Here is a 25,731-nt window from a genome sequence, read left to right on the forward strand (position 1 = left end):
AGAGTGACGTGCGCCACACGCGGGCCCGGCCCGTGTGCCCGTCAGATCGAGGGCGCCGGGTGTACGCGGGCACATCGACGGGCTCACACACACGCCGGATTCACCCGCAGGTGTACCCGGGGAGCGGCCTGAAAGGGCCCGGGGCGGCTCACCCCGAAAACTCTCCTGCTCTGCCTCCCGGGCCGCGCCCCGCTGCACCGCGTCGACCCGGCCGCACGGTAGTCCTCGGACATGCCGCCGCCCCGGTCGCACCACGAGAGGTGCGGCCGGGGCGGCGGGCGGTGCAGGGTCCGGGTCAGCCCCCGTAGGCGCCCGAGGCCGTCAGGCGCAGGGCGGTGTCGATGAGGGGGACGTGGGAGAAGGCCTGCGGGAAGTTGCCCACCTGGCGCTGGTGGACCGGGTCCCACTCCTCGGCGAGGAGGCCGAGGTCGTTGCGGAGGGCGAGGAGCTTCTCGAAGAGCTTGCGGGCCTCGTCCACCCGGCCGATCATCGCCAGGTCGTCGGCGAGCCAGAAGGAGCAGGCCAGGAAGGCGCCCTCCTCGCCGGCCAGCCCGTCCAGGCTCGGGTCGTCGCCCGCGCTGGTCGGGTAGCGCAGCACGAAGCCGTCCGGGGTGGACAGCTCGCGCTGGATGGCCTCGATGGTGCCGATGACCCGCTTGTCGTCCGGCGGCAGGAAGCCCACCTGCGGGATCAGCAACAGGGAGGCGTCCAGCTCCTGGGAGCCGTAGGACTGGGTGAAGGTGTTCCGCTCGGGGTCGTACCCCTTCTCGCAGACGTCCCGGTGGATGTCGTCGCGCAGCTCGCGCCACTGCTCCAGCGGGCCGTCGGCGTCGCCCGCCTCGATGAGGCGGATGGTGCGGTCGACGGCGACCCAGGCCATCACCTTGGAGTGGACGAAGTGGCGGCGCGGGCCGCGCACCTCCCAGATGCCCTCGTCCGGCTCCTGCCAGTGCGTCTCCAGGTAGCGGATCAGCTTGAGCTGGAGCAGCGAGGCGTAGTCGTTGCGGGCCAGCCCCGTCATGTGGGCCAGGTGCAGGGCCTCGGTGACCTCGCCGTACACGTCCAGCTGGAGCTGGTCGGCGGCGCCGTTGCCCACCCGGACCGGGCGCGAGTTCTCGTAGCCGGGCAGCCAGTCCAGTTCCGACTCGCCGAGCTCCCGCTCGCCCGCGATGCCGTACATGATCTGGAGGTTCTCCGGGTCGCCGGCGACCGCGCGCAGCAGCCACTCGCGCCAGGCGCGGGCCTCCTCGCGGTAACCGGTGCGCAGCAGCGAGGAGAGGGTGATGGCCGCGTCGCGCAGCCAGGTGAAGCGGTAGTCCCAGTTGCGGACGCCGCCGATCTCCTCGGGGAGCGAGGTGGTCGGCGCGGCGACGATGCCGCCGGTCGGGGCGTACGTCAGCGCCTTCAGGGTGATCAGGGAGCGGATCACCGCCTCGCGGTACGGCCCGTGGTAGGTGCACTGGGCGACCCAGTCACGCCAGAACTCCTCGGTGTTGGCCAGCGCCACCTCGGGCTCCGGGACGGCCGGCGGGCTGTGGTGCGAGGGCTCCCAGGAAATGGTGAAGGCGACCCGCTCACCGGGGGAGACGGTGAAGTCGGAGTAGGTCGTCAGGTCCTCGCCGTGCGTCTCGGCGGTGGAGTCGAACCACACGGAGTCCGGCCCCGCGACCGCCACCAGGCGCTCGCCGACCCGGTGCACCCACGGCACGACGCGCCCGTACGAGAAGCGCATGCGCAGGGCCGAGCGCATCTGGACGCGGCCGCTGAGGCCCTCCACGATGCGCACCAGCTGCGGGGCGCCGTCGCGCGGGGGCATGAAATCGGTCACGCGGACGGAACCGCGCGTCGTCTCCCACTCCGACTCCAGGACCAGGGAGTCTCCGCGATAGCGGCGCCGTAGGGCGGTGGGGGGCTCCTCCTCGTCGGAGTGGGCGGGGCCCAGTCTCCAGAAGCCGTGCTCCTCGGTGCCGAGCAGTCCGGCGAAGATCGCCGGGGAGTCGAAGCGGGGGAGGCACAGCCAGTCGACTGTGCCGTCCCGGCAGACCAGGGCGGCGGTCTGCATGTCTCCGATGAGTGCGTAGTCCTCGATGCGCCCGGCCACGTGCATCTCCAGTCGAACGGCCATGGCGCCCCCTCGGCGGGGACGCTTGATCTGCGGTCAAAGGGCTGGTGCCGAGCTGTCTTCAGCGGGCGACGGACCTGGTCATACCGTGTGCCGTCCCACCCTGTCGGCCCGCCACCACCCTTGTGGGGCGCCACGCGCCCGACTCTGCTCGGCGGCGAATGTCCGAGCAGGATACGACGCACACCCAAGATCCGCCCGCCGGACGGGACAACCCGGGAACTCCGTACGAGTGATCGAGGAATGAGCCGTTCCGACGACGGTAACCCGGCTTCCCCCGTGCGCGCGCCCCCATCGTCAGGACCCGTCGGAAGTCGTTCCCGGACGGCTTCCCGTCACCGTCCGTAGGTGGAGCCGGGCCCTCCGGAACGCCTCACCCACGGTCGCGGAAGGTGACCAAGGGTGGCCGGAAGAAGTCTCCCCCGGTCGCTGTTACGCTGGTAGCCCGTGGAGACGGTGGGCAATCTCCGGACGATCCGAGGCCCCCGCAACCGCAGCGACGGCACCCGGGTAACCCCCGCGGACCCGACGCCTGAAGCACGTTCGACTCGCGACCACGGGAGCCCCCTCTTGGCCATGCCAACTCGATCCTCGACATCCTCGACGACCAAGCACATCTTCGTCACCGGGGGTGTCGCCTCCTCGCTTGGCAAGGGCCTGACCGCCTCCAGCCTGGGTGCGCTGCTCAAGGCGCGGGGTCTGCGGGTCACGATGCAGAAGCTCGACCCCTACCTGAACGTCGACCCCGGAACGATGAACCCGTTCCAGCACGGCGAGGTCTTCGTCACCAACGACGGCGCCGAGACCGACCTCGACATCGGCCACTACGAGCGGTTCCTCGACGTCGACCTCGACGGCTCGGCCAACGTCACCACCGGCCAGGTCTACTCCACCGTCATCGCCAAGGAGCGGCGCGGTGAGTACCTCGGCGACACCGTGCAGGTCATCCCGCACATCACCAACGAGATCAAGCACCGCATCCGGCGGATGGCCACCGACGACGTCGACGTGGTCATCACCGAGGTCGGCGGCACCGTCGGCGACATCGAGTCGCTGCCCTTCCTGGAGACCGTCCGCCAGGTCCGCCACGAGGTCGGCCGCGACAACGTCTTCGTCGTGCACATCTCGCTGCTGCCCTACATCGGCCCCTCCGGCGAGCTGAAGACCAAGCCCACCCAGCACTCGGTCGCCGCCCTGCGCAACATCGGCATCCAGCCCGACGCGATCGTGCTCCGCGCCGACCGCGAGGTCCCGGCGTCGATCAAGCGCAAGGTCTCCCTCATGTGCGACGTCGACGACAACGCCGTGGTGGCCTGCGTCGACGCCAAGTCGATCTACGACATCCCGAAGGTGCTGCACACCGAGGGCCTGGACGCCTACGTCGTCCGCAAGCTCGACCTGCCCTTCCGCGACGTGGACTGGTCCACCTGGGACGACCTGCTGGACCGCGTCCACAACCCCGACCACGAGGTCACCGTCGCCCTGGTCGGCAAGTACATCGACCTGCCCGACGCCTACCTCTCGGTGACCGAGGCGCTGCGCGCCGGCGGCTTCGCCAACCGGGCCCGCGTCAAGGTCAAGTGGGTCACCTCCGACGACTGCCGCACCGAGGCCGGCGCCCGCGAACACCTCGGTGACGCCGACGCCATCTGCATCCCCGGCGGCTTCGGCGACCGCGGCGTCAACGGCAAGGTCGGCGCCATCGCCTACGCCCGCGAGCACGGCATCCCGCTGCTCGGCCTCTGCCTGGGCCTGCAGTGCATCGTCATCGAGGCGGCCCGGAACCTGGCCGGCATCACCGACGCCAACTCCACCGAGTTCGATCCCGCCACCGCCCACCCGGTCGTCTCCACCATGGCCGAGCAGCTCGACATCGTCGCCGGCGAGGGCGACATGGGCGGCACCATGCGGCTCGGCATGTACCCGGCCAAGCTCGCCGAGGGCTCCCTGGTCCGCGAGGCGTACGACGGCAAGGAGTACGTCGAGGAGCGCCACCGCCACCGCTACGAGGTGAACAACGCCTACCGCGGTGAGCTGGAGAAGAAGGCCCAGCTGCAGTTCTCCGGCCTCTCCCCGGACGGAAAGCTCGTCGAGTACGTCGAGTACCCGCGCGAGGTCCACCCCTTCCTGGTCGCCACCCAGGCCCACCCGGAGCTGCGCTCCCGCCCGACCCGGCCGCACCCGCTCTTCGCCGGGCTGGTCAAGGCCGCCGTCGCCCGAAAGGTGGGCGCTGCGGAGCAGGCGTAGGCGCGCCGCGGGGGAGCGCTAACGTTGCCGGGGCACGGACCGACGCGGTCCGTGCCCCGGCGCGCTGCCGCACCACCGCGCCGACCGACCGGACGACGCGCGAACGGAACACGGCTCATGGGCACCTCCTCCCTCCCCACCGGCACCGACAGCACCGCGCCGCCCCACGACGGGCGCCTCACCGACACCGCCGAGCACTGGCCGGTCGTCGAGAGCGTCACCCCGTTCCGGGGCGCCAAGACCTCGATGCGCACCGACACCGTCCGGATGCCGGACGGCGCGGTGGCCGACCGCGACTACCAGGTCCACCCCGGCTCGGTCGCCATCCTCGCCCTGGACGAGGAGGACCGGGTCGTGGTCCTGCGCCAGTACCGCCACGCGGTACGGCAGAAGCTCTGGGAGATCCCGGCGGGACTCCTCGACGTCCCCGGCGAGAACCCCCTCCACGCCGCCCAGCGCGAGCTGTACGAGGAGGCGTACCTGAAGGCCGGGGACTGGCGGGTGCTCACCGACTTCTACCCGACGCCCGGCGGCTGCGACGAGGCGGTCCGCGTCTTCCTCGCCCGCGACCTCTCCCCGGCGGGCGGCGAGAAGTACGCGGCCTCGGACGAGGAGGCCGACATGGAGCTGGCCACCGTCGCCCTGCCCGACCTGGTCCAGGGCGCCCTCGCGGGCGAGCTGCACAACAGCTGCCTGGTGCTGGGCGCCTTCGCGCTGACCGCCGCGCGGGCCACCGAGGGCGGCCTGGACGCGCTGCGGCCCGCCGAGGCCGAGTGGCCCGCCCGGCCCTTCGCGTCCTGAACCACCGCCGGACGACGGCCGTGTGTCCCCGGCGAGCGGGGGTACGCGGCCGTCACCGCGCGGAAAGCCGCCGGTCCGGGGCCGGTCCGACGATCCGCTGATCCGATCGGGCGACAATCCCGCCACGCTCGCACCGGGTGACTGCGGAGCGTGAACTAGGCTCGTCGACGCCCCGTCAGGTCCCCGGCAGGGCACGTGTGCGCAGCGAACGGGAGTGTGGCCCGTGACGGATCAGGTCGTCGGCACCAGCGGCCCCCAGGCGCCGGGCGCGAGCCCGTCGTCCGGCCCGCCCCGCCCAGCCTTCTTCGGCCGTGGCAGAGAGCTGAAGGAGCTGCGGGCCGAGATCGACCGGGCCGGCCTCGACACCATCGCCGGACGGGGCGCCCCGCGCCCCCGGTTCCTGCTCATCGCGGGCGCCCCCGGCTCCGGCCGCACCGCGCTGGCCGGGCACCTCGCCGCCTCGCTCGCCGATCGCTACCCGGACGGCGTCCTGAGCGCCCGTCTCACCGCCGTCGACGGGACCGCCCTGACCGAGGGCGAGGCCGCCCGGCTGCTGCTCGACGGCCTCGGTGCCCGCACCGTCCCCGGCGCGAGCGACGACGACCTCACCCACGCCCTGCGCCAGGAACTCGCCGGCCGCCGCCTGCTGGTCCTGCTCGACGACGCCGCCTCCGCGGAACAGGTCGACCCCCTCATGCCCGAGGGCGAGGGCGCCGCCCATCTGCTCTTCGTCGCCGTCTCCCGGGGGCCGCTCACCGGGCTCACCGGGGTCCGCCCCTGCGCCCTCGGCGGCCTCGACGTCCCCGACGCCCACGCCCTGCTGGAGAGCCGGGCGGGCGAGGTCCGGCTCACCGTCGACCCGCGCGCCGCCGACAGCCTCATCGAGCGGTGCGGGGCGCAGCCCGCCGCCCTGGTGCTGGCCGGGGGGTACCTCGCGGCCCACCCCAAGACCTCGGTGGCCGACCTCGCCCACCGGCTGGAGCAAGCGCCCGCCGACGGCCCGGGCGGCCCCGGCGAACTGCCCCGGATGGCCCGGCTGAGCCACGACGCGCTGCCCGCGGCCGCCGCCCGCACCCTGCGCCTGCTCGCCTTCGCCCCGGCGGGCCAGGTCGACGCGCACACCGCCTCCGCGCTGGCGGGCGCCTCCCTCCCGGCGGTCCGCACCATCCTGGGCGAACTGGCGGACCTCGGCTTCCTGAGCCGCGAACCGGATCCGGAGCCGGGCGAGGAGCCGCGCTGGACCGTGCCCTCCTGCCTCCAGCCGGTCCTGCGCGACCTCGCCGACGACCACGAGCGGCCGGCCGAACTCCAGCTGGCCCGCGCCCGGATGCTGGAGCGCACCGTGCGGCTGCTGCACTCCTGCCGCGCCGTCACCGACCCCGAGTCCAGCCCCGCGCGGGTGGCGCTCGCCGCCCTGCCCCGCGCTCTCCGCTTCGACACCGCCGAGGCGGCCGCGGCCTGGCTGGAGCGCTCGCGCGGCGCGCTGCTCGCCTCGGCGCGCCTGGCCGTCGCCGACGGGGAGCTGGACACCCTGGCGCGCCGGCTGCTCGCCGCGATCGTCCGGGCGATGATCGCCCACCGGGGCGCGGCCGGTGCCGCCCCTGACCTCTACCCGGTGCACGGCCTGGTGCTGGACGTGGCCGAGCGCCGCCGGCTGCCCCGCGAGAAGGCGGCGGCCCTGCTCAACCTCGCCGACCTGGACGCCTCCACCGGCCGTACCCGGCAGGCGCTGGCCCGCTACCGGGCCGCGCTGGACGCCGCCCGCGCCGCCCACGACGCGGTGGCCGCCGGGCGCGCCATGGAGTCCGTGGCCGGGTCCTACCAGTCCCTGGAGGACTGGCCGCGCGCCGCCGACTGGTACGGCCGCGCCCTCACCGAGCGGCTGGCCCGCGACGAGCACGCCGACGCCGCCCGCGTCTACGGCCGGCTCGGCACCGTCCACACCTACGCCGGGCGGTACGGCGAGGCGCTGCGGCAGTGGCGGGCGGCGGTCGCCGCGTACCGCAGGTGCGGCGATGTGGCGGGCCGCGCACGGGCGTTGAGCGAGCAGGCCCGGGTCCAGGAGTACGCCGGGCGCCCCCAGGAGTCGCTGCGCACCTGCCAGGAGGCGGTCCAGTGGGCGCGTGAGGCGGGCGACGACCGGCTGCTGGCGGCGCTGCGGCTGCGGCTGGCCGACACCCTGGAGCGGCTCGGCGACCCGGCGGCGGCCAGGCTGCACCGCGCCGCCGCCGAACAGCTGCTGGCCCCGGCCGGTCCGGGCGAGGGCGGGGCGGCGCCGGAGGACGGGCAGGCCACAGCGCCCGCCGGGCCTCTGGTGCCCGGGGAACCGGTCGTCCCGGGGGAGCCCGGTGTGGCCGACGCCGTCCGGGAGCCCGTGGGGGCGCAGGAGGCCCCCGAGGTCCCCGAGGCCCCCGGGGAGCGGGCAGCCCAGGGCGCCGGAGCCGTTCACCTGCGAAATCCGTAGCGCTTCGTGAAAAAGTAGGTGGCTTCTAAGGCTGGACAGCGAGAAATCCTTGCTTAGACTGGCTGGGCCGCGTTGATTCGCGGCGAGCCCCGGTACGCCCAGGTACGCCCCGCTGCGGCCGGGAATCCACCCTCCTGTCCCCGCCACAGCCAAGGACCGTGATCGACGATGAAGGTCGGCATCCCCAGCGAAGTCAAGAACAACGAGTTCCGGGTGGCCATCACGCCTGCCGGCGTCCACGAGCTGGTCCGCCACGGCCACGAGGTCTACGTCCAGCAGGGCGCCGGCCTCGGCTCGTCGATCACCGACGCCGAGTACGTGGCGGCGGGCGGCGCCATCCTGCCCACCGCCGACGAGGTCTGGGCCATCGCCGACCTGCTGCTCAAGGTCAAGGAGCCGATCGAGGAGGAGTACCACCGGCTCCGCAAGGACCAGACCCTCTTCACCTACCTCCACCTGGCCGCCTCGCGCCCCTGTACCGACGCCCTGATCGCCTCGGGCACCACGGCCATCGCCTACGAGACGGTCGAGACCGCCGACCGCCGGCTGCCGCTGCTCGCCCCGATGTCCGAGGTCGCGGGCCGCCTCGCCCCCCAGGTCGGCGCCTACCACCTGATGCGTGCCGCCGGCGGCCGCGGCGTCCTGCCGGGCGGCGTCCCGGGTGTCGCCGCGGGCAAGGCCGTCGTCATCGGCGGCGGTGTCTCCGGCTGGAACGCCACGCAGATCGCGGTCGGTATGGGCTTCCACGTGACGCTCCTGGACCGTGACATCAACAAGCTCAAGGAGGCCGACAAGGTCTTCGGCACCAAGGTGCAGACCGTCGTCTCCAACTCCTTCGAGCTGGAGCGCGCCTGCCTGGAGGCCGACCTCGTCATCGGCGCCGTCCTCATCCCCGGCGCCAAGGCCCCCAAGCTGGTCACCAACGAGCTGGTCTCCCGGATGAAGCCCGGAAGTGTCCTTGTCGACATCGCCATCGACCAGGGCGGATGCTTCGAGGACTCGCACCCGACCACCCACGCCGAGCCGACCTTCCAGGTCCACAACTCGGTCTTCTACTGCGTCGCCAACATGCCCGGCGCCGTCCCGAACACCTCCACCCACGCGCTGACCAACGCCACGCTCCCGTACATCCTGGAGCTGGCCGACCGCGGCTGGGCCGAGGCGCTGCGCCGCGACGCCGCCCTCGCCAAGGGGCTCAACACCCATGACGGCAAGGTCGTCTACCGCGAGGTGGCCGAGGCGCACGGCCTGGAGCACACCGAACTCTCGGCTCTCCTCGGCTGATCGCACCGGCGCGCACCCGTCAATACGCGTCGTCAATCTCACGCCCGCGGCCGGACCTTGTGGACAGGGTCCGGCCGCGGGCGTGGTGCGACACCACCCCGGGCGCGCCGGATGCCGGGTCAACTCGCGGCGAACGTAACCCTTTACCCGATTCGCCCACCCGGGGAAATGTCCCGCTCGCCCCCTGTGCGACGCGTGCGCGCCCTTGACAGCGAGGTGTTCGGTTGCCGACACATCCGGCCGGGTCCGGTGGATTGTGTTGCTGCGAAGCGGTGACACGCCATAGAGTCGCCAACCGTCGGCATGGTGCCACGCTGACCTATCTAGAAGTTTCCTGGTCACCAAGGAGGTAAGACGACTTGTGAATGAGTCGACATTTACTCCCAGGGGTGCCCGGCCAGGAAAGCCCACGAGGGGCTCGGACCCCACGGGGCCGGAGGCTGTCGGCTCCATAGCTGTCCGCACCTTCGCGGCCCGACAGGCCCCCCAGACGACGCAGACAGCACACCAGAGCATGGATGGCCATCACGTGAACGCCATGGCCGGCGACCGGAGCGGCGACGAAGCGTCCCGCTTCGCCGCGGACGCAGAACTGCCCGAGGGCCACTTCTACGACCCGGACGCCGAATACGAGCCCGATCCCGAGTACGCGGCCACGCTCGCCCCGGACGCCGCCCGCCAGCGCCGCGAGCGCATCGGCCCGACCGGACGCCCGCTGCCGTACTTCCCCATCCCCGGGCCGCTGAACGACCACGGCCCCGCGAAGATCATCGCGATGTGCAACCAGAAGGGCGGCGTCGGCAAGACCACGTCGACCATCAACCTCGGCGCCGCGCTCGCGGAGTACGGACGCCGGGTCCTGCTGGTCGACTTCGACCCGCAGGGCGCCCTCTCGGTCGGCCTCGGGGTCAACCCGATGGAACTGGACCTCACCGTCTACAACCTGCTCATGGAGCGGGGGATGGCCGCCGACGAGGTGCTGCTGAAGACCGCGGTCCCCAACATGGACCTGCTGCCCAGCAACATCGACCTGTCGGCCGCCGAGGTCCAGCTGGTCTCCGAGGTAGCACGCGAGTCGACGCTCCAGCGGGCGCTGAAGCCGCTGCTCGCCGACTACGACTACATCGTCATCGACTGCCAGCCCTCGCTCGGCCTGCTCACGGTGAACGCGCTGACCGCCGCGCACAAGGTGATCGTGCCGCTGGAGTGCGAGTTCTTCGCGCTGCGCGGGGTGGCCCTGCTCACCGAGACCATCGAGAAGGTCCAGGAGCGGCTCAACCCGGAGCTGGAGCTCGACGGCATCCTCGCCACGATGTACGACTCGCGCACCGTCCACAGCCGTGAGGTCCTCGCCCGCGTCGTGGAGGCGTTCGACGACAACGTGTACCACACGGTGATCGGCCGGACCGTCCGCTTCCCGGAGACCACGGTCGCCGGTGAGCCCATCACGACCTACGCCTCCAACTCGGTCGGTGCCGCCGCCTACCGCCAGCTCGCCAGGGAGGTGCTCGCCCGGTGTCACGCCGAGTGAGTCTGCCGGGGGCCGACGAACTGTTCCGCACCACGGGGGGCACGGCACTCCAGGCGTCCACTCCCCGCCGCCAGGGCGAGCCCCGGGTCCCCTCCCCGGCGGGGGAGAGCGACCCGGCCGGCGAGGAGACCGGAACCACCGGCCGGGGTGACGAGCCGGCCGAGCACAGCGCCTCCGCGCCCCCGGCCGGAACACCCCGGGAGCGCGAGCACCGGGCCCGCAGCCCCGAGGACGACGCCCCGGTCCCCGGCCGCCGCACCCCGCCCCAGGAGGGCCAGCCGACCGCCCAGCCCGCGCCCCAGCGGCGGCGCGGCGGACGGAACGCCGCCCGCAGGCCCAGCGGCCGCGAACGGCACGACGAGAAGATCACCGTCTACGTCTCCGCCGAGGAACTGATGGACCTGGAGCACGCCCGGCTGGTGCTCCGCGGCGAGCACGGTCTCGCCGTCGACCGCGGGCGGATCGTCCGCGAGGCCGTCGCCGTGGTCCTCGCCGATCTGGAGGCCCGCGGCGAGGCCAGCATCCTCGTCCGCCGCCTGCGCGGCCGCTGACCGGACCGCGACCCGGCCCCCCCCCGCACCCCCTGCCCCCGCCGCCGCCCGGCGCGGCCGGAGCTGTCCCGGCGGCCCCTGCGGGTAGCCTGCCCGCGCGTGCGGGACCCCGCCCGCACCCCCGCCGCCCCCTGGACCACCATGCCGCCCACCCCTGACGCCGTGCCCCCGCCGCCCCGCTCCCGCCGCGCCCTCGGGCCGCGCGGGGCCGGGCCGGAGACGCGGCACGGGGACGCCCCGGCCGAGGCGGCGCCGGTGGCGGTGGCGGAGCCCGTCACCGAGGCGGAACCGGTCGCCGTACCGGAGCCCGCGCCCCCGGCGGAGGCCGAGCCGTCCGACGGGCGGTTCACCGTGCGGCTGGCCAACTTCGAAGGCCCCTTCGACCTGCTGCTCCAGCTCATCTCCAAGCACAAGCTGGACGTCACCGAGGTCGCCCTCTCCCGGGTCACCGACGACTTCATGGCCCACATCCGGGCGATGGGCGCCGACTGGGACCTCGACCAGACCACCGAGTTCCTGGTGGTCGCGGCCACCCTGCTCGACCTCAAGGCGGCCCGGCTGCTGCCCGCCGCCGAGGTCGAGGACGAGCAGGACCTCGCCCTCCTGGAGGCCCGCGACCTGCTCTTCGCCCGGCTGCTCCAGTACCGCGCGTACAAGCGGATCGCCGAGATCTTCGAGGAGCGGCTGGCCGAGGAGGCGCGCCGGTACCCGCGTACCGTCGGGCTGGAGCCGCACCACGCCGCGCTGCTGCCGGAGGTGGTCATCAGGATCGGCCCCGAGGGTTTCGCGGAGCTGGCGGTCAAGGCGATGCAGCCGCGCCCCGAGCCGCAGGTCTACGTCGAGCACATCCACGCCCCGCTCGTCTCCGTGCAGGAGCAGGCCGAGGTGGTGGTGGACCGGCTGCGGGCGGCGGGCCGGGCCAGCTTCGCCGAACTGGTCGCCGACGCCGAGGGGACGCTGACCGTGGTGGCCCGCTTCCTGGCCCTGCTGGAGCTGTACCGGGAGAAGGCCGTCACGCTTGACCAGGAGGAGCCGCTGGGGGAGCTGCTGGTCTCCTGGAGCGGGGGCGGCGAGGCGGCGCCGCGCGTCACCGACGAGTTCGACCGCCCGCCCGAGCCGCCCGCCGCACCGAACGAGGAGGACGCGTGAGCGAGGAGCACCCGGCGCGGCCGGGCGACGCCGCCGCACTGGAGCTGAGGCCCGCCCTGGAGGCGGTGCTGATGGTGGTGGACGAGCCGGCCACCGTCGACCACCTGGCCAAGGTCACCGGCCGCCACCGGCGGGCGGTCGCCGCCGCACTGGAGGAGCTGGCCGAGGAGTACACCCGCCAGGGGCGCGGTTTCGAGCTGCGGATGGTGGCGGGCGGCTGGCGTTTCTACACGCGGCCCCAGTACGCGGCGGCGGTCGAGGCGTACGCGCTCGACGGGCAGCAGGCCCGGCTGACCCAGGCCGCCTTGGAGACACTGGCGGTCGTCGCCTACCGTCAGCCGGTGAGCCGTTCACGGGTCTCCGCGGTCCGCGGCGTGAACTGCGACGGGGTCATGCGCACCCTCCTCCAGCGAGGTCTGGTCGAGGAGGCGGGCGCGGAACCCGAAACAGGTGCGATCCTGTACACCACGACCACCTACTTCCTGGAGCGGATGGGCCTGCGCGGTCTGGACGAGCTCCCCGAGCTGGCGCCTTTCCTCCCCGAGGCGGACGCCATTGAGGCCGAGACGCAGGAAGCACTGCCCTCGTTCGATCCGGACGCTCCGGAACCGGGCGAAGGCGCCATGACGACGACGGAACGACTGACGGAACTCTGATGACAAGCAGCGGCAGGAACAGCGGACGAGGCAACCAGAAGGGAGCGGGCAGCGGGCGCGGCGGCAACCAGCAGAAGCGTCCGGGCCGCCCCCGCCCCGAGGAGCGCCGCTACGACGTCGGCGGTTCCGGCGGCGAGGGCGGCGGCGCCCGCAAGGGCCGCGGCGACACGGCGCGCGGCGGCGCCAAGGGCGGTCCGAAGCAGGGGCAGCAGCCGCGTGGGCGCAACCGCACCGCCCCGGCGCGCTCCCGCGAGTACGACGCCCGGGCCGAGGAGCGCAACCGCGACCGGTACAACGAGAAGAAGGCCCCGCCCCGCCAGGCCGCCCCGGGCAACGAGGGCGAGCGCCTGCAGAAGGTGCTGGCCCGCGCCGGTTACGGCTCCCGCCGTGCCTGCGAGGAGCTGATCGAGGACGCCCGCGTCGAGGTCAACGGCGAGATCGTGCTGGAGCAGGGGCTCCGGGTCGACCCGGAGAACGACGAGATCAAGGTGGACGGCCTCACCGTCGCCACGCAGTCGTACCAGTTCTTCTCGCTCAACAAGCCCGCCGGTGTCGTCTCCACCATGGAGGACCCCGACGGCCGGCAGTGCCTCGGCGACTACGTCACCAACCGGGAGACCCGTCTCTTCCACGTGGGGCGGCTCGACACCGAGACCGAGGGCGTCATCCTCCTCACCAACCACGGCGAGCTGGCGCACCGCCTGACCCACCCCCGGTACGGCGTGAAGAAGACCTACCTGGCGCACATCGTCGGGCCCATCCCGCGCGACCTGGGCAAGCGGCTCAAGGACGGCATCCAGCTGGAGGACGGGTACGCCCGCGCCGACCACTTCCGGGTGGTCGAGCAGACCGGTAAGAACTACCTGGTCGAGGTGACCCTGCACGAGGGCCGCAAGCACATCGTCCGCCGGATGCTGGCCGAGGCCGGCTTCCCGGTCGACAAGCTGGTGCGGGTCGCCTTCGGCCCGATCACCCTCGGCGACCAGAAGTCCGGCTGGCTGCGCCGGCTGAGCAACACCGAGGTCGGGATGCTGATGAAGGAGGTCGAGCTCTAGGGCTCACCTCCGGTCCGGCAGAGCCGGTCCGGTGCCCGACGGCCGGTTCCCTCTGGGGGAGCCGGCCGTCGGCCGTTTCCGGGGAAGGGAACCCGGCCGGACCGGAAGCCTTCCCTCCGGTGCCCGCATCTTTTATGGTCGCTCTGACCATAAAGAAGGGCGGGGCCGCGTGACGTACGACAAACACCGGTACGAGCCCTTCGCGGTCGCCGTCGATCTCGCCGTCTTCACCGTGCGCGAGGGCGTCCTGGAGGTCGTTCTCGTCGAACGCGGCGAGGAGCCCCACCGGGGCCGCCTGGCCCTCCCCGGCGGCTTCCTGCGGCCCCGCGAGTCCGCCGCCGAGGCCGCCCGGCGCGAACTGGCCGAGGAGACCGGGGTGGCGGGCGGCTTCCGCCTCGAGGAGGTCGGCGCCTACAGCGAGCCGGACCGCGACCCCCGCATGCGGGTCGTCTCCCTCGCCCACACCGCCCTCGTCCCCCGCCTGCCCGAACCCCGCGCGGGCACCGACGCCGCCCGCGCCCTGCGGCTGCCGTACGCCGAGGCCGGGCCGCTCGCCTTCGACCACGACCGCATCCTCGCCGACGCCCACCGCCACGTCGGCGCCCTGCTGGAGACCACCCCGGCCGCCACCGCCTTCTGCCCGCCCGCCTTCACCCTCGGCGAGCTGCGACGGGTCTACGAGGCCGTCTGGGGCACCGCCCTCGACCCGGCCAACTTCCGCCGCAAGGTCCTCGGCACCCCGGGTTTCACCGTCCCCGCGCCCGGCCCGGCCCGGCTCACCGGCGGACGCGGCAAACCCGCCGCCCTCTACCACGCCGGGCCCGCCACCCGGCTCCACCCGCCCCTGACCCACCCCGAAGGACCCCGCTCATGAACCGACCGGCCACCGGCGCCCTGCTCGGCCTCGCCCTCGGCGACGCCCTGGGCTTTCCCACCGAGTTCAACGACGTCCCCGCGATCCTCGCCAAGTGCGGGCCCTGGCGCGAGATGGCCCTGCCCAGGCCCGCGTTCATCACCGACGACACCCAGATGACGCTGGCCGTCGCCCGCGCCCTGCGCGACACCCTCGACGGCGGCCCGCTCGACGCCGCCCGCCTCGAAGGACCGCTGCGCGCCGAGTTCACCGCCTGGTACCGCTCGCCCGACAACAACCGCGCCCCCGGCCGCACCTGCCTCACCGCCTGCGCCCTGCTGGAGCGCCCCGGCCTGCCCTGGACCGAGGCGAGCCAGACCGGCTCCAAGGGATGCGGGGCCAACATGCGGGTCGCCCCGGTCGGCCTCGTCCCCGGGCTCACCGCCGACACCCGCGCCGGCGCCGCCCAGTTCCAGTCCGCGCTGACCCACGGCCACCCCACGGCACTGGCCGCCAGTGACCTCACCGCGCACACCGTCCGCCTCCTCGCCGACGGCGCCGACCCCGCCGCCCTGGTCGGGCTGCTCCGCTCGTACGCCCTCGACCAGCGCACCCGCTACCACCACCAGTGGCTCGGCGACCTCTGGCGGCGGGCGCAGGACCCCGACCCCGTCCACTTCATCGCCCGCGGCTGGGACGACTGCCTCGCCGCCCTCGACCGGCTCCGGGCCGCGCTCGACACCCCCTCGCCCGAGACCGACCCCTGCCTGACCACCGGCGAGGGGTGGATCGCCGAGGAGGCCCTCGCCACCGCCCTCCAGTGCTACCTGCTCTTCCCCGACGAGCCCCTGACCGCCCTGCGCCGGGGCGCCTGCACCGCCGGCGACTCCGACTCGATCGCCTGCCTCGCCGGAGCCTTCGCCGGGGCCCGCCTCGGCTCCGCCGCCTGGCCCGCCGACTGGACCGACCACGTCGAGCACCGTGACGAGCTGCTGGCGCTGGGCGCCCTCTGGGACGGTGCCCGATGACGGTGACCGGGCCCGAAGCCCTCCGCACGGCGGGCCTGCCCCTGACCGACCTCGCCCCGCTCCTCGCCGACCAGCCGGACCCGCTGGTCTTCGCCACGGTCTCCGGCGCCCACCTGTACGGCTTCCCCTCCCGCGACTCCGACATCGACCTGCGCGGCGCCCACCTGCTCCCGGCGGCCGCCCTGCTGGGCCTGGAGGAGCCGGAGGAGACCCGCACCACCGCCGACGACAGCGACGGCGTGGAGCGCGACCTGGTCACCCACGACCTGCGCAAGTTCGCGCGGCTGCTGCTGCGGCGCAACGGCTACGTCCTGGAACAGCTCACCTCGCCGCTGGTCGTGCACACCGGTCCCGTCCACGCCGAACTCACCGCCCTGGCCCCGGGCGTCCTCACCCGCCACCACGCCCACCATTACCGGGGCTTCGCCCGCACCCAGTGGCGGCTGTACGAACGCACCGGCGAACTGAAGCCGCTGCTGTACACCTGCCGGGCGCTGCTCACCGGCATCCACCTGATGCGCACCGGTGAGATCCAGGCCCACCTGCCCACCCTCTGCGCCCTGCCAGAGGCCCCGGCGCGGCTCCCTGACCTGATCGCGGCCAAGGCGGCGGCCGAGCACGGCGCCGCGGATCCCGCCCTGCGGCCCACGGCCGAGGCGGAGACGGCCCGGCTGCACACCGTGCTCGACGAGGCCGAGGCGGCCTCCGCCCTGCCCGAAGCCCCCTCGGGCCGGGCCGCCCTGCACGATCTGGTGGTCCGCGCCCGCCTGGCCGGCTGAGCGCGCCCGGTCACCCCAGCGCCGCCGCCGAGTCCCGGCGTACCCGGTAGAGAAAGTCCGCCACCCGGGCCCGGTCGGGGGCGGCGGGCAGCGGGGTGGTCAGGGCGGCCTCCTCGCAGGCCGCGTCCAGTTCCGCCAGGGCCGCCGCGACCCGGTCCCAGGACCACTCGCCGCGCCTCACCGCCAGCAGCTCCTCGCGGGCCTCGCCGACCTCGACCACCAGGCGGCCGGTGCGCAGCAGGTCCCGGCAGCTGCGCTGGAGGCGGAGCAGGTGCATGGCGTGCTTCCAGCGCGGGGCGCCGTGGGTGCGGACGTCCGCGTCGAGCTTCCTGCGCTGGCCCGCCACGTACCGGGAGAAGGTCCGCAGCACCTCCCGGGAGAGGAAGGCGTCCCGCAGGGAGAGCAGCTCCTCGCCGCGCGGGTCGGTGAACTCCACCAAGGGGGAGTGGAGGCACTCCAGGATGTTCGGGTTGGCGGCCAGGGCGAGGGAGCAGAACCGCTCCAGCTCCCAGGAGAAGCGCTCCTCCTGCGGTCCGTCCAGATGGGTCGGCGGCCGGGAGAAGCCCCAGAACCACGGGGTGGGGGCCACGTAGACGCCCCGCCGGTCGGTGTCGGACTCCTCGGTGGCCAGGCCGAAGGCGCGCGAGCCCATCACCCACGACACGATCGTGTGCTCCTCGACCAGCACCAGCTCCCCGCCCGCCGCCTCCCAGGGCGTACGCCCGTCGCCGTCCACCGGCACCCCGCCTTCCTCGGTCCGCATGCCGGGAGGGTACGCGGGCCCGCAGCCGTGCGCGGCTACGCTGAGCGGCGACCCCCGCACGCGCACCTCCCGCAAGGACACCCCGTGAGAACCGCCCTCGTCATCGGTACCGGCCTGATCGGCACCTCCATCGCGCTGACCCTCGCCGAGCGGGGCGTCGCCGTGTATCTCGCGGACGCGGACCCGGGGCAGGCCAGGACCGCGGCGGGACTCGGCGCCGGGAGCGCCGAGGAGCCGCCCGGACAGGTCGACCTCGCGGTGGTCGCCGTACCCCCCGCCCACGTCGCCGCCACCCTCGCCGACGCCATGCGGAACGGCCGGGCCCGCGCCTACCTCGACGTGGCCAGCGTCAAGGGCGGCCCCCGCCGCGAGCTGGCCGCCCTCGGCCTGGACCTCTCCGGCTACCTCGGCAGCCACCCCATGTCCGGCCGCGAGCAGTCGGGCCCGCTCGCTGCCACCGCCGACCTCTTCGAGGGGCGGCCCTGGGTGCTGACCCCGACCCCGGAGACCGACACCGAGGTGCTCAACCTCGCCCTCGAACTGGTCTCGCTCTGCCGGGGCGTCCCCGTCGTCATGGACGCCGACGCCCACGACCGTGCCGTCGCCCTCGTCTCGCACATGCCGCACCTGGTCTCCGGCCTGGTCGCCGCCCGGCTGGAGCACGCCGAGGACAGCGCCGTACGCCTCTGCGGGCAGGGCATCCGCGACGTCACCCGCATCGCCGCCTCCGACCCCCGGATGTGGATCGACATCCTCTCCGCCAACCCCGGGCCCGTCGCCGACCTGCTCGGCGCGCTCGCCGAGGACCTGGAGGCCACCGTCGCCGCCCTGCGCGCCCTGGAGTCCGGGGACGGCGAGAAGCGCCGTGCGGGCGCCGAGGGCGTCGAGCGGATACTGCGCCGCGGCAACGCCGGGCAGATCCGGGTCCCCGGCAAGCACGGCACCGCCCCGCGCGCCTACGAGACCGTCGCCGTCCTCATCTCCGACCAGCCGGGCGAGCTGGCGCGGATCTTCGCCGACGCCGGACGGGCCGGCGTCAACATCGAGGACGTCCGCATCGAGCACGCCACCGGGCAGCAGGCCGGACTGGTCCAGCTCATGGTCGAGCCGGCCGCCGTCGGCCCGCTGCGGGTCGGCCTCGCCGAGCGCGGCTGGTCCCTGCGCGCCTGACCGCGTCCGTCACCCGGACGGGTAGGCCCCGCGCACCCGTCCGGGTGACCGGGCCCCCGCCGCCCCGCCGGACGGGAGGGGCCCCGGGACCCAGTAACCTGGGAGCATCGTGCAGCCATCCGTATCAGGAGACAGCGTGGAAACCGCCCCCCGGACCGTTCCGGCCATCATCGTCGCCATCGACGGTCCCTCCGGTACGGGCAAGTCGAGCACCTCCAAGGCCGTCGCGACGGCACTGGGGCTCCGCTACCTCGACACCGGGGCCCAGTACCGGGCGATCACCTGGTGGATGGTGGAGAACGGCATCGACACCGCCGACGCCGAGGCGGTCGCGGACGCGGCGGCCAAGCCGGAGATCGTCTCCGGCACCGACCCGCTGGCGCCGACGATCACCGTCGACGGCATCGACGTTTCCGGCCCGATCCGCACCCAGGAGGTCACCTCCAAGGTCTCCGCCGTCTCCGCGGTGCCCCGGGTGCGCACCCTGATCACCGAGCTCCAGCGGTCCATCGCCGCCGGGGCCGAGGGCGGCATCCTCGTCGAGGGGCGCGACATCGGCACGACCGTGCTCCCCGACGCCGACCTCAAGGTCTTCCTCACCGCCTCCCCCGAGGCCCGCGCGGCCCGCCGCAGCGGCGAGCTGAAGGGCAAGGAGGCCACCGACCTGGCGGCCACCCGCGAGGCGCTGCTGCGGCGCGACGCGGCCGACTCCGGCCGGAAGACCTCGCCGCTCGCCAAGGCGGAGGACGCGGTCGAGGTCGACACCAGCGACCTCACCCTCCAGCAGGTCATCGAGTGCGTCGTCACCCTCGTCGAGGAGAAGCGAGCGCTCCGGTGACGGCCGACACCCTTCCCTCGGAGCGCGGTGCCGCCGTCGGACGGGGCATCGGCATCGGCCTGATGTACGGGCTCTGGCGGCCCCGCGTGCTCGGCGCCTGGCGGGTGCCGTCGGCCGGGCCGGTGATCCTCGCGGTCAACCACAGCCACATGATCGACGGCCCCATGCTGATGGGGACGGCACCGCGGCCGGTGCACTTCCTGATCAAGAAGGAAGCCTTCGTCGGCCCGCTCGACCCCTTCCTCAAGGGGATCGGCCAACTCAAGGTCGACCGCGACACCACCGACCGGGCCGCCGTCACCGACGCGCTCGGCGTCCTCAAGGCCGGCGGCGTCCTCGGGATCTTCCCCGAGGGCACCCGGGGCGAGGGCGACTTCGCCTCGCTCCGCGCCGGCCTCGCCTACTTCGCCGTCCGCAGCGGCGCCCAGGTCGTCCCGGTGGCCGTCCTCGGCGGCGCCGACCGGCCGGGCCGTCTGGTCAAGGCCCTGCCGCCGCTGTGCTCCCGGGTCGACGTCGTCTTCGGCGACCCGTTCGAGGCGGGCGACGGCTCCGGCCGCCGCACCCGCAAGGCCCTCGACGAGGCGACCGTCCGCATCCAGGCCGAACTGCGGGCACACCTGACAAACGCCAGGCGTCTGACCGGACGCTAGGTAAGACTTGAAGCAGTGGACCGGCCCCCGGGGCGGCCCATCGACGACGCGGTCGGCGCGACGAAGCGGCCGGCGCAGTACAGAGGAACGGACTTCATGAACGACCACCACATCTCCGACGACGAGCACGGAGAGCTTGGCGAAGCCGAGTACGCGCAGTTCATGGAGCTGGCCGCGGAAGAGGGCTTCGACATCGACGACGTCGAGGACGCCATCGAGGAGGCCGGTCACGGCCCCCTCCCGGTCCTCGCCGTCGTCGGCCGCCCCAACGTCGGCAAGTCGACCCTGGTCAACCGGATCATCGGGCGCCGCGAGGCCGTCGTCGAGGACAAGCCCGGCGTCACCCGCGACCGCGTCACCTACGAGGCCGAGTGGGCCGGGCGCCGCTTCAAGCTGGTCGACACCGGCGGCTGGGAGCAGGACGTCCTCGGCATCGACGCCTCCGTCGCCGCCCAGGCCGAGTACGCCATCGACGCGGCCGACGCGGTCGTCTTCGTGGTCGACGCCACCGTCGGCGCCACCGACACCGACGCCGCCGTGGTGCGGCTGCTGCGCAAGGCCGGCAAGCCGGTCGTGCTCTGCGCCAACAAGGTCGACGGCCCCTCGGCCGAGGCGGACGCCGCCATGCTCTGGTCGCTGGGCCTCGGCGAGCCGCACCCGGTCTCCGCGCTGCACGGCCGCGGCACCGGCGACATGCTGGACGCCGTCATCGAGGCGCTGCCCGACGCCCCCGCCCAGACCTTCGGCGGCGCCGCCCCCGGCGGCCCCCGCCGGATCGCCCTGATCGGCCGGCCCAACGTCGGCAAGTCCTCGCTGCTCAACAAGGTCGCCCGCGAGGACCGCGTGGTCGTCAACGAACTGGCGGGCACCACCCGCGACCCGGTCGACGAGCTGATCGAACTCGGCGGCGTCACCTGGAAGTTCGTCGACACCGCCGGTATCCGCAAGCGGGTCCACCTCCAGCAGGGCGCCGACTACTACGCCTCGCTGCGCACGGCCGCCGCCGTCGAGAAGGCCGAGGTCGCCGTCATCCTGATCGACGCCGGTGAGTCCATCAGCGTCCAGGACCAGCGGATCGTCACCATGGCGGTCGACTCCGGCCGTGCCATCGTCGTCGCCTACAACAAGTGGGACACCCTCGACGAGGAGCGCCGCTACTACCTGGAGCGGGAGATCGAGACGGAGCTGGCGCAGATCGCCTGGGCCCCCCGGGTCAACGTCTCCGCCGCCACCGGCCGCCACATGGAGCGCCTGGTCCCCGCCATCGAGACGGCCCTCGCGGGCTGGGAGACCCGGGTGCCCACCGGGCGGCTCAACGCCTTCCTCGGCGAACTGGTCTCCTCCCACCCGCACCCGGTCCGCGGCGGCAAGCAGCCCCGCATCCTCTTCGGCACCCAGGCCGGCACCAAGCCGCCCCGGTTCGTCCTCTTCGCCTCCGGCTTCATCGAGCACGGCTACCGCCGGTTCGTCGAACGCCGCCTGCGCGAGGAGTTCGGCTTCGAGGGCACCCCGATCAAGATCTCGGTCCGGGTCCGCGAGAAGCGCGGCCGCAAGAAGTAGCCGTACGCCGGGAGCGGCGGTACGCAGGACGTGAGAGGGGCCCGCCGGACGTGGCGGGCCCCTCTCGTGCTTGTGGCGCCCGCGAGGGCTGCCAGGGGCGCTACTGGCGCTCCCAGCGCGGCGGCGCCGGCGGCAGCGCCGGAGCCGCGTGCCGGCGCGACGGCGGCGTCCAGCTCCCGGTGGCCCGCTCCTCCGGGGAGCGCGCAAACGGGTCCTGGGGCGGGCGGCGGAAGCTCTGCGGCCCGCCGAACGCGTGGAACCGGAGATCCTCCTCGCCACTGCGGTCCCCGGGCAGCGCGCGGAAGGACCGGCGGTACTCCGCGCACAGCGCGTCGAAGATCGGCGTGGGCGAGCGGCCGTCGGTCAGATCCTGCGCGGGGCGCATGGACGGGATGGACGACGGCGGCAGCGGCCGGGAGCGGGAGGGGTCGTAAGCGTGCACACACGTCCAAACGACCCCGCGGCCCAGGGGATGCGGGCGCGGCCCGCGCTTCATCGTGGGCACGGGGCGGACCGCACCGCCGGGCGGGGACCGGCGGGCCCGGGGAATCCTCAGGTACCGGCGAGCGGCATCGCGGCGGCGACCAGCCGGCCCTGCGCCGCCGCGCGGTCCAGCGCGTCCCGGAGCAGGTCCTCGCGGGGCTGCTGGCCGATGGAGCCGGCGGGGGCCGCGTAGACCAGGACGGTCTGGCTCTTGTTGGCCGCCGCGCGCCAGCTGTCGGCCACCTGGAGCGGCTGGTGGGCCTGCCACCAGGCGACCGGCGCCCCCGGCTCCGGCCCCGGCTGGAGGACCGCGTGCAGCTGGCCCACGGCCAGCAGCACCGACCAGCCGTGCAGCACCGGCGGGACCTGCTCCACCGTCGGGCACGGCACGAAGCCCTGCTCGGCGAGGAGGTCCAGGAAGGCGTCCTCGGTGCCGCCCGAGCCCGGGCGGACGATCGGCCCGGTCGGCTCCACCACCAGGGCGGGGTGCAGCTCGCCGTCGATCAGGACGAGCCCGCTGGTCACACCGAGGACGGCCTGCTCGGGGGCGGGCTCGCCGGCGCCGTCGGCGTTGATGGAGCGGACCGCCCCCTGGAGCTGCTCCTCGGCGACCTTGACGATCTGCGAGGGCAGGCAGGTGGCGTGGGCGAAGGCCAGGACGGCTGTTTCGTCGCCGACGAACAGGACGGTGCTGGTGCGTTCCTGTTCCGAGTCGCCCGGGGTGCGGCACGACGTGCAGTCGTAGTGGCCCGGGGTGTTCTCTCCGGCGAGCAGCCGTTCGGCTTCTGCGTCGCCGATCTCGGCGCGTACGTCATCGCTGACGTCGAGCATGCGCGGCACGGGTGGCTCCTCGGAATTCGGTGCGTGAGCGAGTCCGGCGGGTCACCGGCTCAACGAGGACAACGGGTGACCCGGGGTGCAAGTCACGCGCCGGTTCGTACGGAAAACGCTTCCACGGAACACCCGTTCGCGCCGGGGCGGCGGCGCGGCGCGCGGGCGCACGGCGTGGCTGACCGCGCGCCCTCCGGCAGCCGCCCTACCGTGACGCGATGCCGCACCTGCTCGCCGCCGCCGTCGCGGCCCTCGCCCTCCTCGCCCCCGGGCACGGGCACGCCCACCGCGCGGACCCGGCCGGGACCCCCGACTGCCGCTCGGCGCCGTGGCCGTGGGGATGCGTCGCGGACTGCGAGTCGGACGGCCGCTGGGACGCCGACACCGGCAACGGCCACCACGGCGGTCTCCAGTTCGCCCCGGCCACCTGGCGGGAGTTCGGCGGCGAGCGGTACGCGCCCGGCGCCCACCTGGCCACCGCCGAGGAGCAGATCGCGGTGGGCCGGGACGTCCTGCGGGTCCAGGGCTGGGAGGCGTGGCCGTCCTGCGCGAAGCGGTACGGGCTGGCCGGGCGGGCGCACACCGTCGAACCGGGGGACACGCTCACCTCGGTGGCGGCCCGGTTCGGGGTGCCGGGCGGGGTGGAGGGCCTGTACCGGCTGAACGAGGAGACCGTCGGGCCCGACCCGGACTTGCTCGCCGTCGGCGTGCTGCTGGCCCTGCCGCCCGGTTCGGGCTCCGGCCGCGCCGGGGGCTGATGGACTCTACGGGCGAAAGGTTCCCGACATCCGGCCTCAATACCGCATCCTTTGTGGCACAAGATGATGATGAGGCCAACCCATGCCGCACCCGCCCGGTCCTCCTCCCTGGACAGGCCGACACGACGCCGTGTGCGGGGAAGGACGGGACGGCACCGCCCATGCGCATCTCATTCCTCATCCACAACGCCTACGGCATCGGCGGCACCGTCCGCGCCACCCACAACCTCGCCGCCGGGCTCGCCGAACAGCACGAGGTCGAGATCGTCTCCGTCTTCCGCCACCGGGAGAAGCCCTTCCTCGCCCACCATCCCCGCGTGACGCTGCGCCACCTCGTGGACACCCGCACGGGCACCACCGGCTACGAGGGCGATCACCCCGAACACGCCATCGCCGCCGAAGACTTCCCCCGCGAGGACCGCCGGTACCACGCGTACAGCATGCTCACCGACCGGCGCATCCGCGCCCATCTCGGCGCGTCCGACGCCGACGTGGTCGTCACCACCCGGCCCGGGCTGACCCACCACCTGGCCCGGCAGGGGGCGGCGGGCGCGGTGCGCGTCGGACAGGAACACCTCGGACTCGACGCCCACACCCCCGCCCTGCGGCGCCGGTTGAGGACCGTCTATCCCCGTCTGGACGCGCTCACCACGGCCACCGAGGCCGACGCGCGGGCCCACCGCGGCAGGCTCCGGCTGCCCGGCGTCCACGTGGCCGTGCTGCCCAACGCCGTCCCCGCCCCGGCCGGTCCGCCCGCCGACCCGGCCGCCCGCCGCATCGTCGCCGCCGGCCGCCTCGTCCCGGTCAAGCGGTACGAGCTGCTGATCCGCGCCTTCGCCCGGGTCCACGCGCTCCACCCGGAGTGGAGCCTGGACATCTGCGGGGACGGGGAGCGGCGCGCGGCACTCGCGGAACTCGTCGACGAACTCGGGCTCACCGGCCACGTCCGGCTGCGCGGTGCCGTGAACCCCATGGAGGAGGCCTGGACCGGCGGCTCCGTCGCGGCCGTCACCTCCCGCTGGGAATCCTTCGGCATGACGGTGGTCGAGGCGATGCGCTGCGGCGTTCCGGTGGTCGCCGTCGACTGCCCGCACGGCCCCCGCGAGATCATCACCGACGGCGTCGACGGGCTCCTCGTCCGCTCCGCCGGCCCGGACGCCCTCGCCGACGCACTGCTCTCCCTCGTCGGCGACGAGAACCTGCGGCACTCCATGGGCAGGGCGGCCCTGGCCAACGCCGCCCGCTACTCCCCGGCCGCCGTCGCCGAACGCTGCTCCGACCTCTTCACCTCCCTCGCCGCCCGGCGGGGGAGGTCCGGCGCAGCCGCCCGGCTGCGCGGCTCCGCCCACCGAGCGCGGGGCGCCGCGCTCAGCACCGCCTTCGCCCTCCGCGACACCGGCCGCGCCGTCGGAGCCGCCCTGGCCCCGGGCGGTGCCACATGACCGCGCTGCTGCCCCGCCCCTCGCAAGGCTCCACCGGCCCGGGTCCGGCCGCCGGGCCGCCGCGCGCCGACTGCGTGGCCGACACCGCGGGTGGGCTCACCTTCGACCTGGCCGGCCTGGACGGCCTCGCCGACCGGGCCACCGGCGGGGCCGCGCTGCTGCTGCGCCCGCGCGAGCGGGGGGCGGACACCGTCCCGCTGCCGCTCACCCCGGCCGGCGGGGGACGGCTGCGGGCCGCCCTGCCCCGGACCGTGCCGCTGCCCGAAGGGCACTGGGACGCCTGGCTGCGGCTGCCCGGCAGCCCCGACCGGCGGCTGGCGCCCGGCGCCCACCACCTGGGCCCGCTCACCGCCGCCCGTGCGGCCGACGCGGCGGCGGGCCGGGTCGTGGCCCGGCTCCCGTACGCCACCCGTGGCGGGCGGCTCAGCCTCCGCAGCTGGCTGCGCGCCCCGCACGCCGAGACCCTCGGGCTCTCCGCCGGCCCCGGGCGGCTCACCGTCACCGGGCGGCTCTACGGCGCCGCCGTCACCGCCCACGCCTACGGCGAGATACGCGCCGTGGACGCCCCCGGCCCGCTCTGCCGCGTCCCCGTGACGCCCACCCCAGAACCGGGTCACCCGCCCACCGAGGGCACCCCCTTCACCCTCACCCTGCCCCACCCCGACCTCGCCGCCGACGGCCGCCCCCGCACCTGGTCCCTCTGGCTCCGCCCGGCC

At 74.3% G+C, this 25,731-nt stretch carries 23 protein-coding genes; 19 read left to right on the forward strand and 4 right to left on the reverse strand.

Translation table 11 applies throughout. The features are described 5' to 3' along the window. Positions 1-295: 295 nt before the first annotated feature. A complete protein-coding gene (locus IF45_RS0128535; protein WP_008415361.1) occupies positions 296-2,125 on the reverse strand; it encodes a glycoside hydrolase family 15 protein in 1,830 nt (609 codons plus the stop codon). A 573-nt stretch (positions 2,126-2,698) separates the two neighbouring features. On the opposite strand from IF45_RS0128535, the gene pyrG reads away from it, so the two are divergent. From pyrG to IF45_RS0128595, 12 genes are all read left to right on the forward strand, one after another. After that, on the forward strand, positions 2,699-4,369 hold the full coding sequence (gene pyrG / locus IF45_RS0128540; RefSeq protein ID WP_003947337.1) for a CTP synthase: 1,671 nt from the start codon (positions 2,699-2,701) through the stop codon (positions 4,367-4,369). 117 nt (positions 4,370-4,486) lie between these two features. Further along, a complete protein-coding gene (locus IF45_RS0128545) occupies positions 4,487-5,170 on the forward strand; it encodes an NUDIX domain-containing protein (RefSeq protein WP_018469281.1) in 684 nt (227 codons plus the stop codon). 223 nt (positions 5,171-5,393) lie between these two features. Next, complete coding sequence (locus tag IF45_RS0128550) at positions 5,394-7,634, forward strand: tetratricopeptide repeat protein (protein ID WP_030310398.1); 2,241 nt, start codon at positions 5,394-5,396, stop codon at positions 7,632-7,634. 168 nt (positions 7,635-7,802) lie between these two features. Then, positions 7,803-8,918 (forward strand): alanine dehydrogenase, encoded by a 1,116-nt coding sequence (gene ald, locus IF45_RS0128555; protein ID WP_003947334.1) that lies wholly within the window; start codon positions 7,803-7,805, stop codon positions 8,916-8,918. Between the two features lie 361 nt (positions 8,919-9,279). Further along, on the forward strand, positions 9,280-10,449 hold the full coding sequence (locus IF45_RS0128560) for a ParA family protein (protein ID WP_075987501.1): 1,170 nt from the start codon (positions 9,280-9,282) through the stop codon (positions 10,447-10,449). Next, complete coding sequence (locus tag IF45_RS0128565; protein WP_234344649.1) at positions 10,434-11,000, forward strand: hypothetical protein; 567 nt, start codon at positions 10,434-10,436, stop codon at positions 10,998-11,000. Before IF45_RS0128560 ends, IF45_RS0128565 begins: the two co-directional genes overlap by 16 nt. Before the next feature lie 99 nt (positions 11,001-11,099). Further along, positions 11,100-12,149 (forward strand): segregation and condensation protein A, encoded by a 1,050-nt coding sequence (locus IF45_RS0128570; protein ID WP_030310401.1) that lies wholly within the window; start codon positions 11,100-11,102, stop codon positions 12,147-12,149. Beyond that, positions 12,146-12,805, forward strand: a complete 660-nt coding sequence (scpB, locus tag IF45_RS0128575; RefSeq protein WP_003947331.1) for an SMC-Scp complex subunit ScpB — start codon at positions 12,146-12,148, stop codon at positions 12,803-12,805. Before IF45_RS0128570 ends, scpB begins: the two co-directional genes overlap by 4 nt. Continuing rightward, complete coding sequence (locus IF45_RS0128580) at positions 12,805-13,860, forward strand: pseudouridine synthase (RefSeq protein ID WP_003947330.1); 1,056 nt, start codon at positions 12,805-12,807, stop codon at positions 13,858-13,860. Before scpB ends, IF45_RS0128580 begins: the two co-directional genes overlap by 1 nt. Positions 13,861-14,029: 169 nt before the next feature. Further along, complete coding sequence (locus IF45_RS0128585; RefSeq protein WP_003947329.1) at positions 14,030-14,734, forward strand: NUDIX hydrolase; 705 nt, start codon at positions 14,030-14,032, stop codon at positions 14,732-14,734. Beyond that, positions 14,731-15,741, forward strand: a complete 1,011-nt coding sequence (locus IF45_RS0128590; protein ID WP_030310402.1) for an ADP-ribosylglycohydrolase family protein — start codon at positions 14,731-14,733, stop codon at positions 15,739-15,741. The genes IF45_RS0128585 and IF45_RS0128590 overlap by 4 nt, the downstream gene beginning before the upstream one ends. Then, positions 15,738-16,520, forward strand: a complete 783-nt coding sequence (locus IF45_RS0128595) for a nucleotidyltransferase domain-containing protein (protein ID WP_018469275.1) — start codon at positions 15,738-15,740, stop codon at positions 16,518-16,520. Before IF45_RS0128590 ends, IF45_RS0128595 begins: the two co-directional genes overlap by 4 nt. Before the next feature lie 10 nt (positions 16,521-16,530). Here IF45_RS0128595 and IF45_RS0128600 read toward each other — a convergent pair whose 3' ends face one another. Beyond that, positions 16,531-17,262, reverse strand: coding sequence for a nucleotidyltransferase domain-containing protein (locus tag IF45_RS0128600; protein WP_030310404.1), 732 nt, complete (start codon positions 17,260-17,262; stop codon positions 16,531-16,533). A gap of 105 nt (positions 17,263-17,367) precedes the next feature. Here IF45_RS0128600 and IF45_RS0128605 point away from each other — a divergent pair, with 105 nt between their 5' ends. The 4 genes from IF45_RS0128605 (at position 17,368) to der (ending at position 21,501) form a co-directional block, all read left to right on the forward strand. Further along, positions 17,368-18,453: a prephenate dehydrogenase gene (locus tag IF45_RS0128605; RefSeq protein WP_008403416.1), complete on the forward strand. Its 1,086-nt coding sequence runs from the start codon at positions 17,368-17,370 to the stop codon at positions 18,451-18,453. Between the two features lie 136 nt (positions 18,454-18,589). Next, positions 18,590-19,291 (forward strand): (d)CMP kinase, encoded by a 702-nt coding sequence (gene cmk / locus IF45_RS0128610; RefSeq protein ID WP_008403414.1) that lies wholly within the window; start codon positions 18,590-18,592, stop codon positions 19,289-19,291. Next, entirely contained in the window at positions 19,288-19,941 is a 654-nt protein-coding gene (locus IF45_RS0128615) for a lysophospholipid acyltransferase family protein (protein WP_030310406.1), read from the forward strand. Before cmk ends, IF45_RS0128615 begins: the two co-directional genes overlap by 4 nt. A 96-nt stretch (positions 19,942-20,037) precedes the next feature. Next, positions 20,038-21,501, forward strand: coding sequence for a ribosome biogenesis GTPase Der (gene der / locus IF45_RS0128620; RefSeq protein WP_003947322.1), 1,464 nt, complete (start codon positions 20,038-20,040; stop codon positions 21,499-21,501). Positions 21,502-21,601: 100 nt separating this feature from the next. Here the strand turns inward: der and IF45_RS0128625 are convergent, their stop codons facing one another. Both IF45_RS0128625 and IF45_RS0128630 read right to left on the reverse strand, forming a co-directional pair. Beyond that, entirely contained in the window at positions 21,602-21,943 is a 342-nt protein-coding gene (locus IF45_RS0128625) for a hypothetical protein (protein WP_030310408.1), read from the reverse strand. A gap of 110 nt (positions 21,944-22,053) precedes the next feature. Next, complete coding sequence (locus IF45_RS0128630; protein WP_003947321.1) at positions 22,054-22,824, reverse strand: DUF8842 C-terminal domain-containing protein; 771 nt, start codon at positions 22,822-22,824, stop codon at positions 22,054-22,056. 209 nt (positions 22,825-23,033) lie between these two features. On the opposite strand from IF45_RS0128630, the gene IF45_RS34320 reads away from it, so the two are divergent. From IF45_RS34320 to IF45_RS0128645, 3 genes are all read left to right on the forward strand, one after another. Beyond that, on the forward strand, positions 23,034-23,573 hold the full coding sequence (locus tag IF45_RS34320; RefSeq protein WP_030310412.1) for a LysM peptidoglycan-binding domain-containing protein: 540 nt from the start codon (positions 23,034-23,036) through the stop codon (positions 23,571-23,573). A 161-nt stretch (positions 23,574-23,734) separates the two neighbouring features. After that, complete coding sequence (locus IF45_RS0128640; protein ID WP_030310414.1) at positions 23,735-25,015, forward strand: glycosyltransferase family 4 protein; 1,281 nt, start codon at positions 23,735-23,737, stop codon at positions 25,013-25,015. Next, the coding region (locus tag IF45_RS0128645) for a hypothetical protein (RefSeq protein WP_037638717.1) at positions 25,012-25,731 on the forward strand (720 nt) is incomplete at its 3' end. The genes IF45_RS0128640 and IF45_RS0128645, both read left to right, overlap by 4 nt.

It is taken from the genome of Streptomyces albidoflavus, assembly GCF_000719955.1.
GTDB lineage: Bacteria > Actinomycetota > Actinomycetes > Streptomycetales > Streptomycetaceae > Streptomyces > Streptomyces albidoflavus.

Coding starts and splice junctions, on each gene's coding strand:
- der (WP_003947322.1), top strand. CDS start 20,038: ATGAACGACCACCACATCTCCGACGACGAGCACGGAGAGCTTGGCGAA.
- IF45_RS0128545 (WP_018469281.1), top strand. CDS start 4,487: ATGGGCACCTCCTCCCTCCCCACCGGCACCGACAGCACCGCGCCGCCC.
- IF45_RS0128595 (WP_018469275.1), top strand. CDS start 15,738: ATGACGGTGACCGGGCCCGAAGCCCTCCGCACGGCGGGCCTGCCCCTG.
- IF45_RS0128535 (WP_008415361.1), bottom strand. CDS start 2,125: ATGGCCGTTCGACTGGAGATGCACGTGGCCGGGCGCATCGAGGACTAC.
- IF45_RS0128590 (WP_030310402.1), top strand. CDS start 14,731: ATGAACCGACCGGCCACCGGCGCCCTGCTCGGCCTCGCCCTCGGCGAC.
- IF45_RS0128580 (WP_003947330.1), top strand. CDS start 12,805: ATGACAAGCAGCGGCAGGAACAGCGGACGAGGCAACCAGAAGGGAGCG.
- IF45_RS0128640 (WP_030310414.1), top strand. CDS start 23,735: ATGCGCATCTCATTCCTCATCCACAACGCCTACGGCATCGGCGGCACC.
- IF45_RS34320 (WP_030310412.1), top strand. CDS start 23,034: ATGCCGCACCTGCTCGCCGCCGCCGTCGCGGCCCTCGCCCTCCTCGCC.
- ald (WP_003947334.1), top strand. CDS start 7,803: ATGAAGGTCGGCATCCCCAGCGAAGTCAAGAACAACGAGTTCCGGGTG.
- pyrG (WP_003947337.1), top strand. CDS start 2,699: ATGCCAACTCGATCCTCGACATCCTCGACGACCAAGCACATCTTCGTC.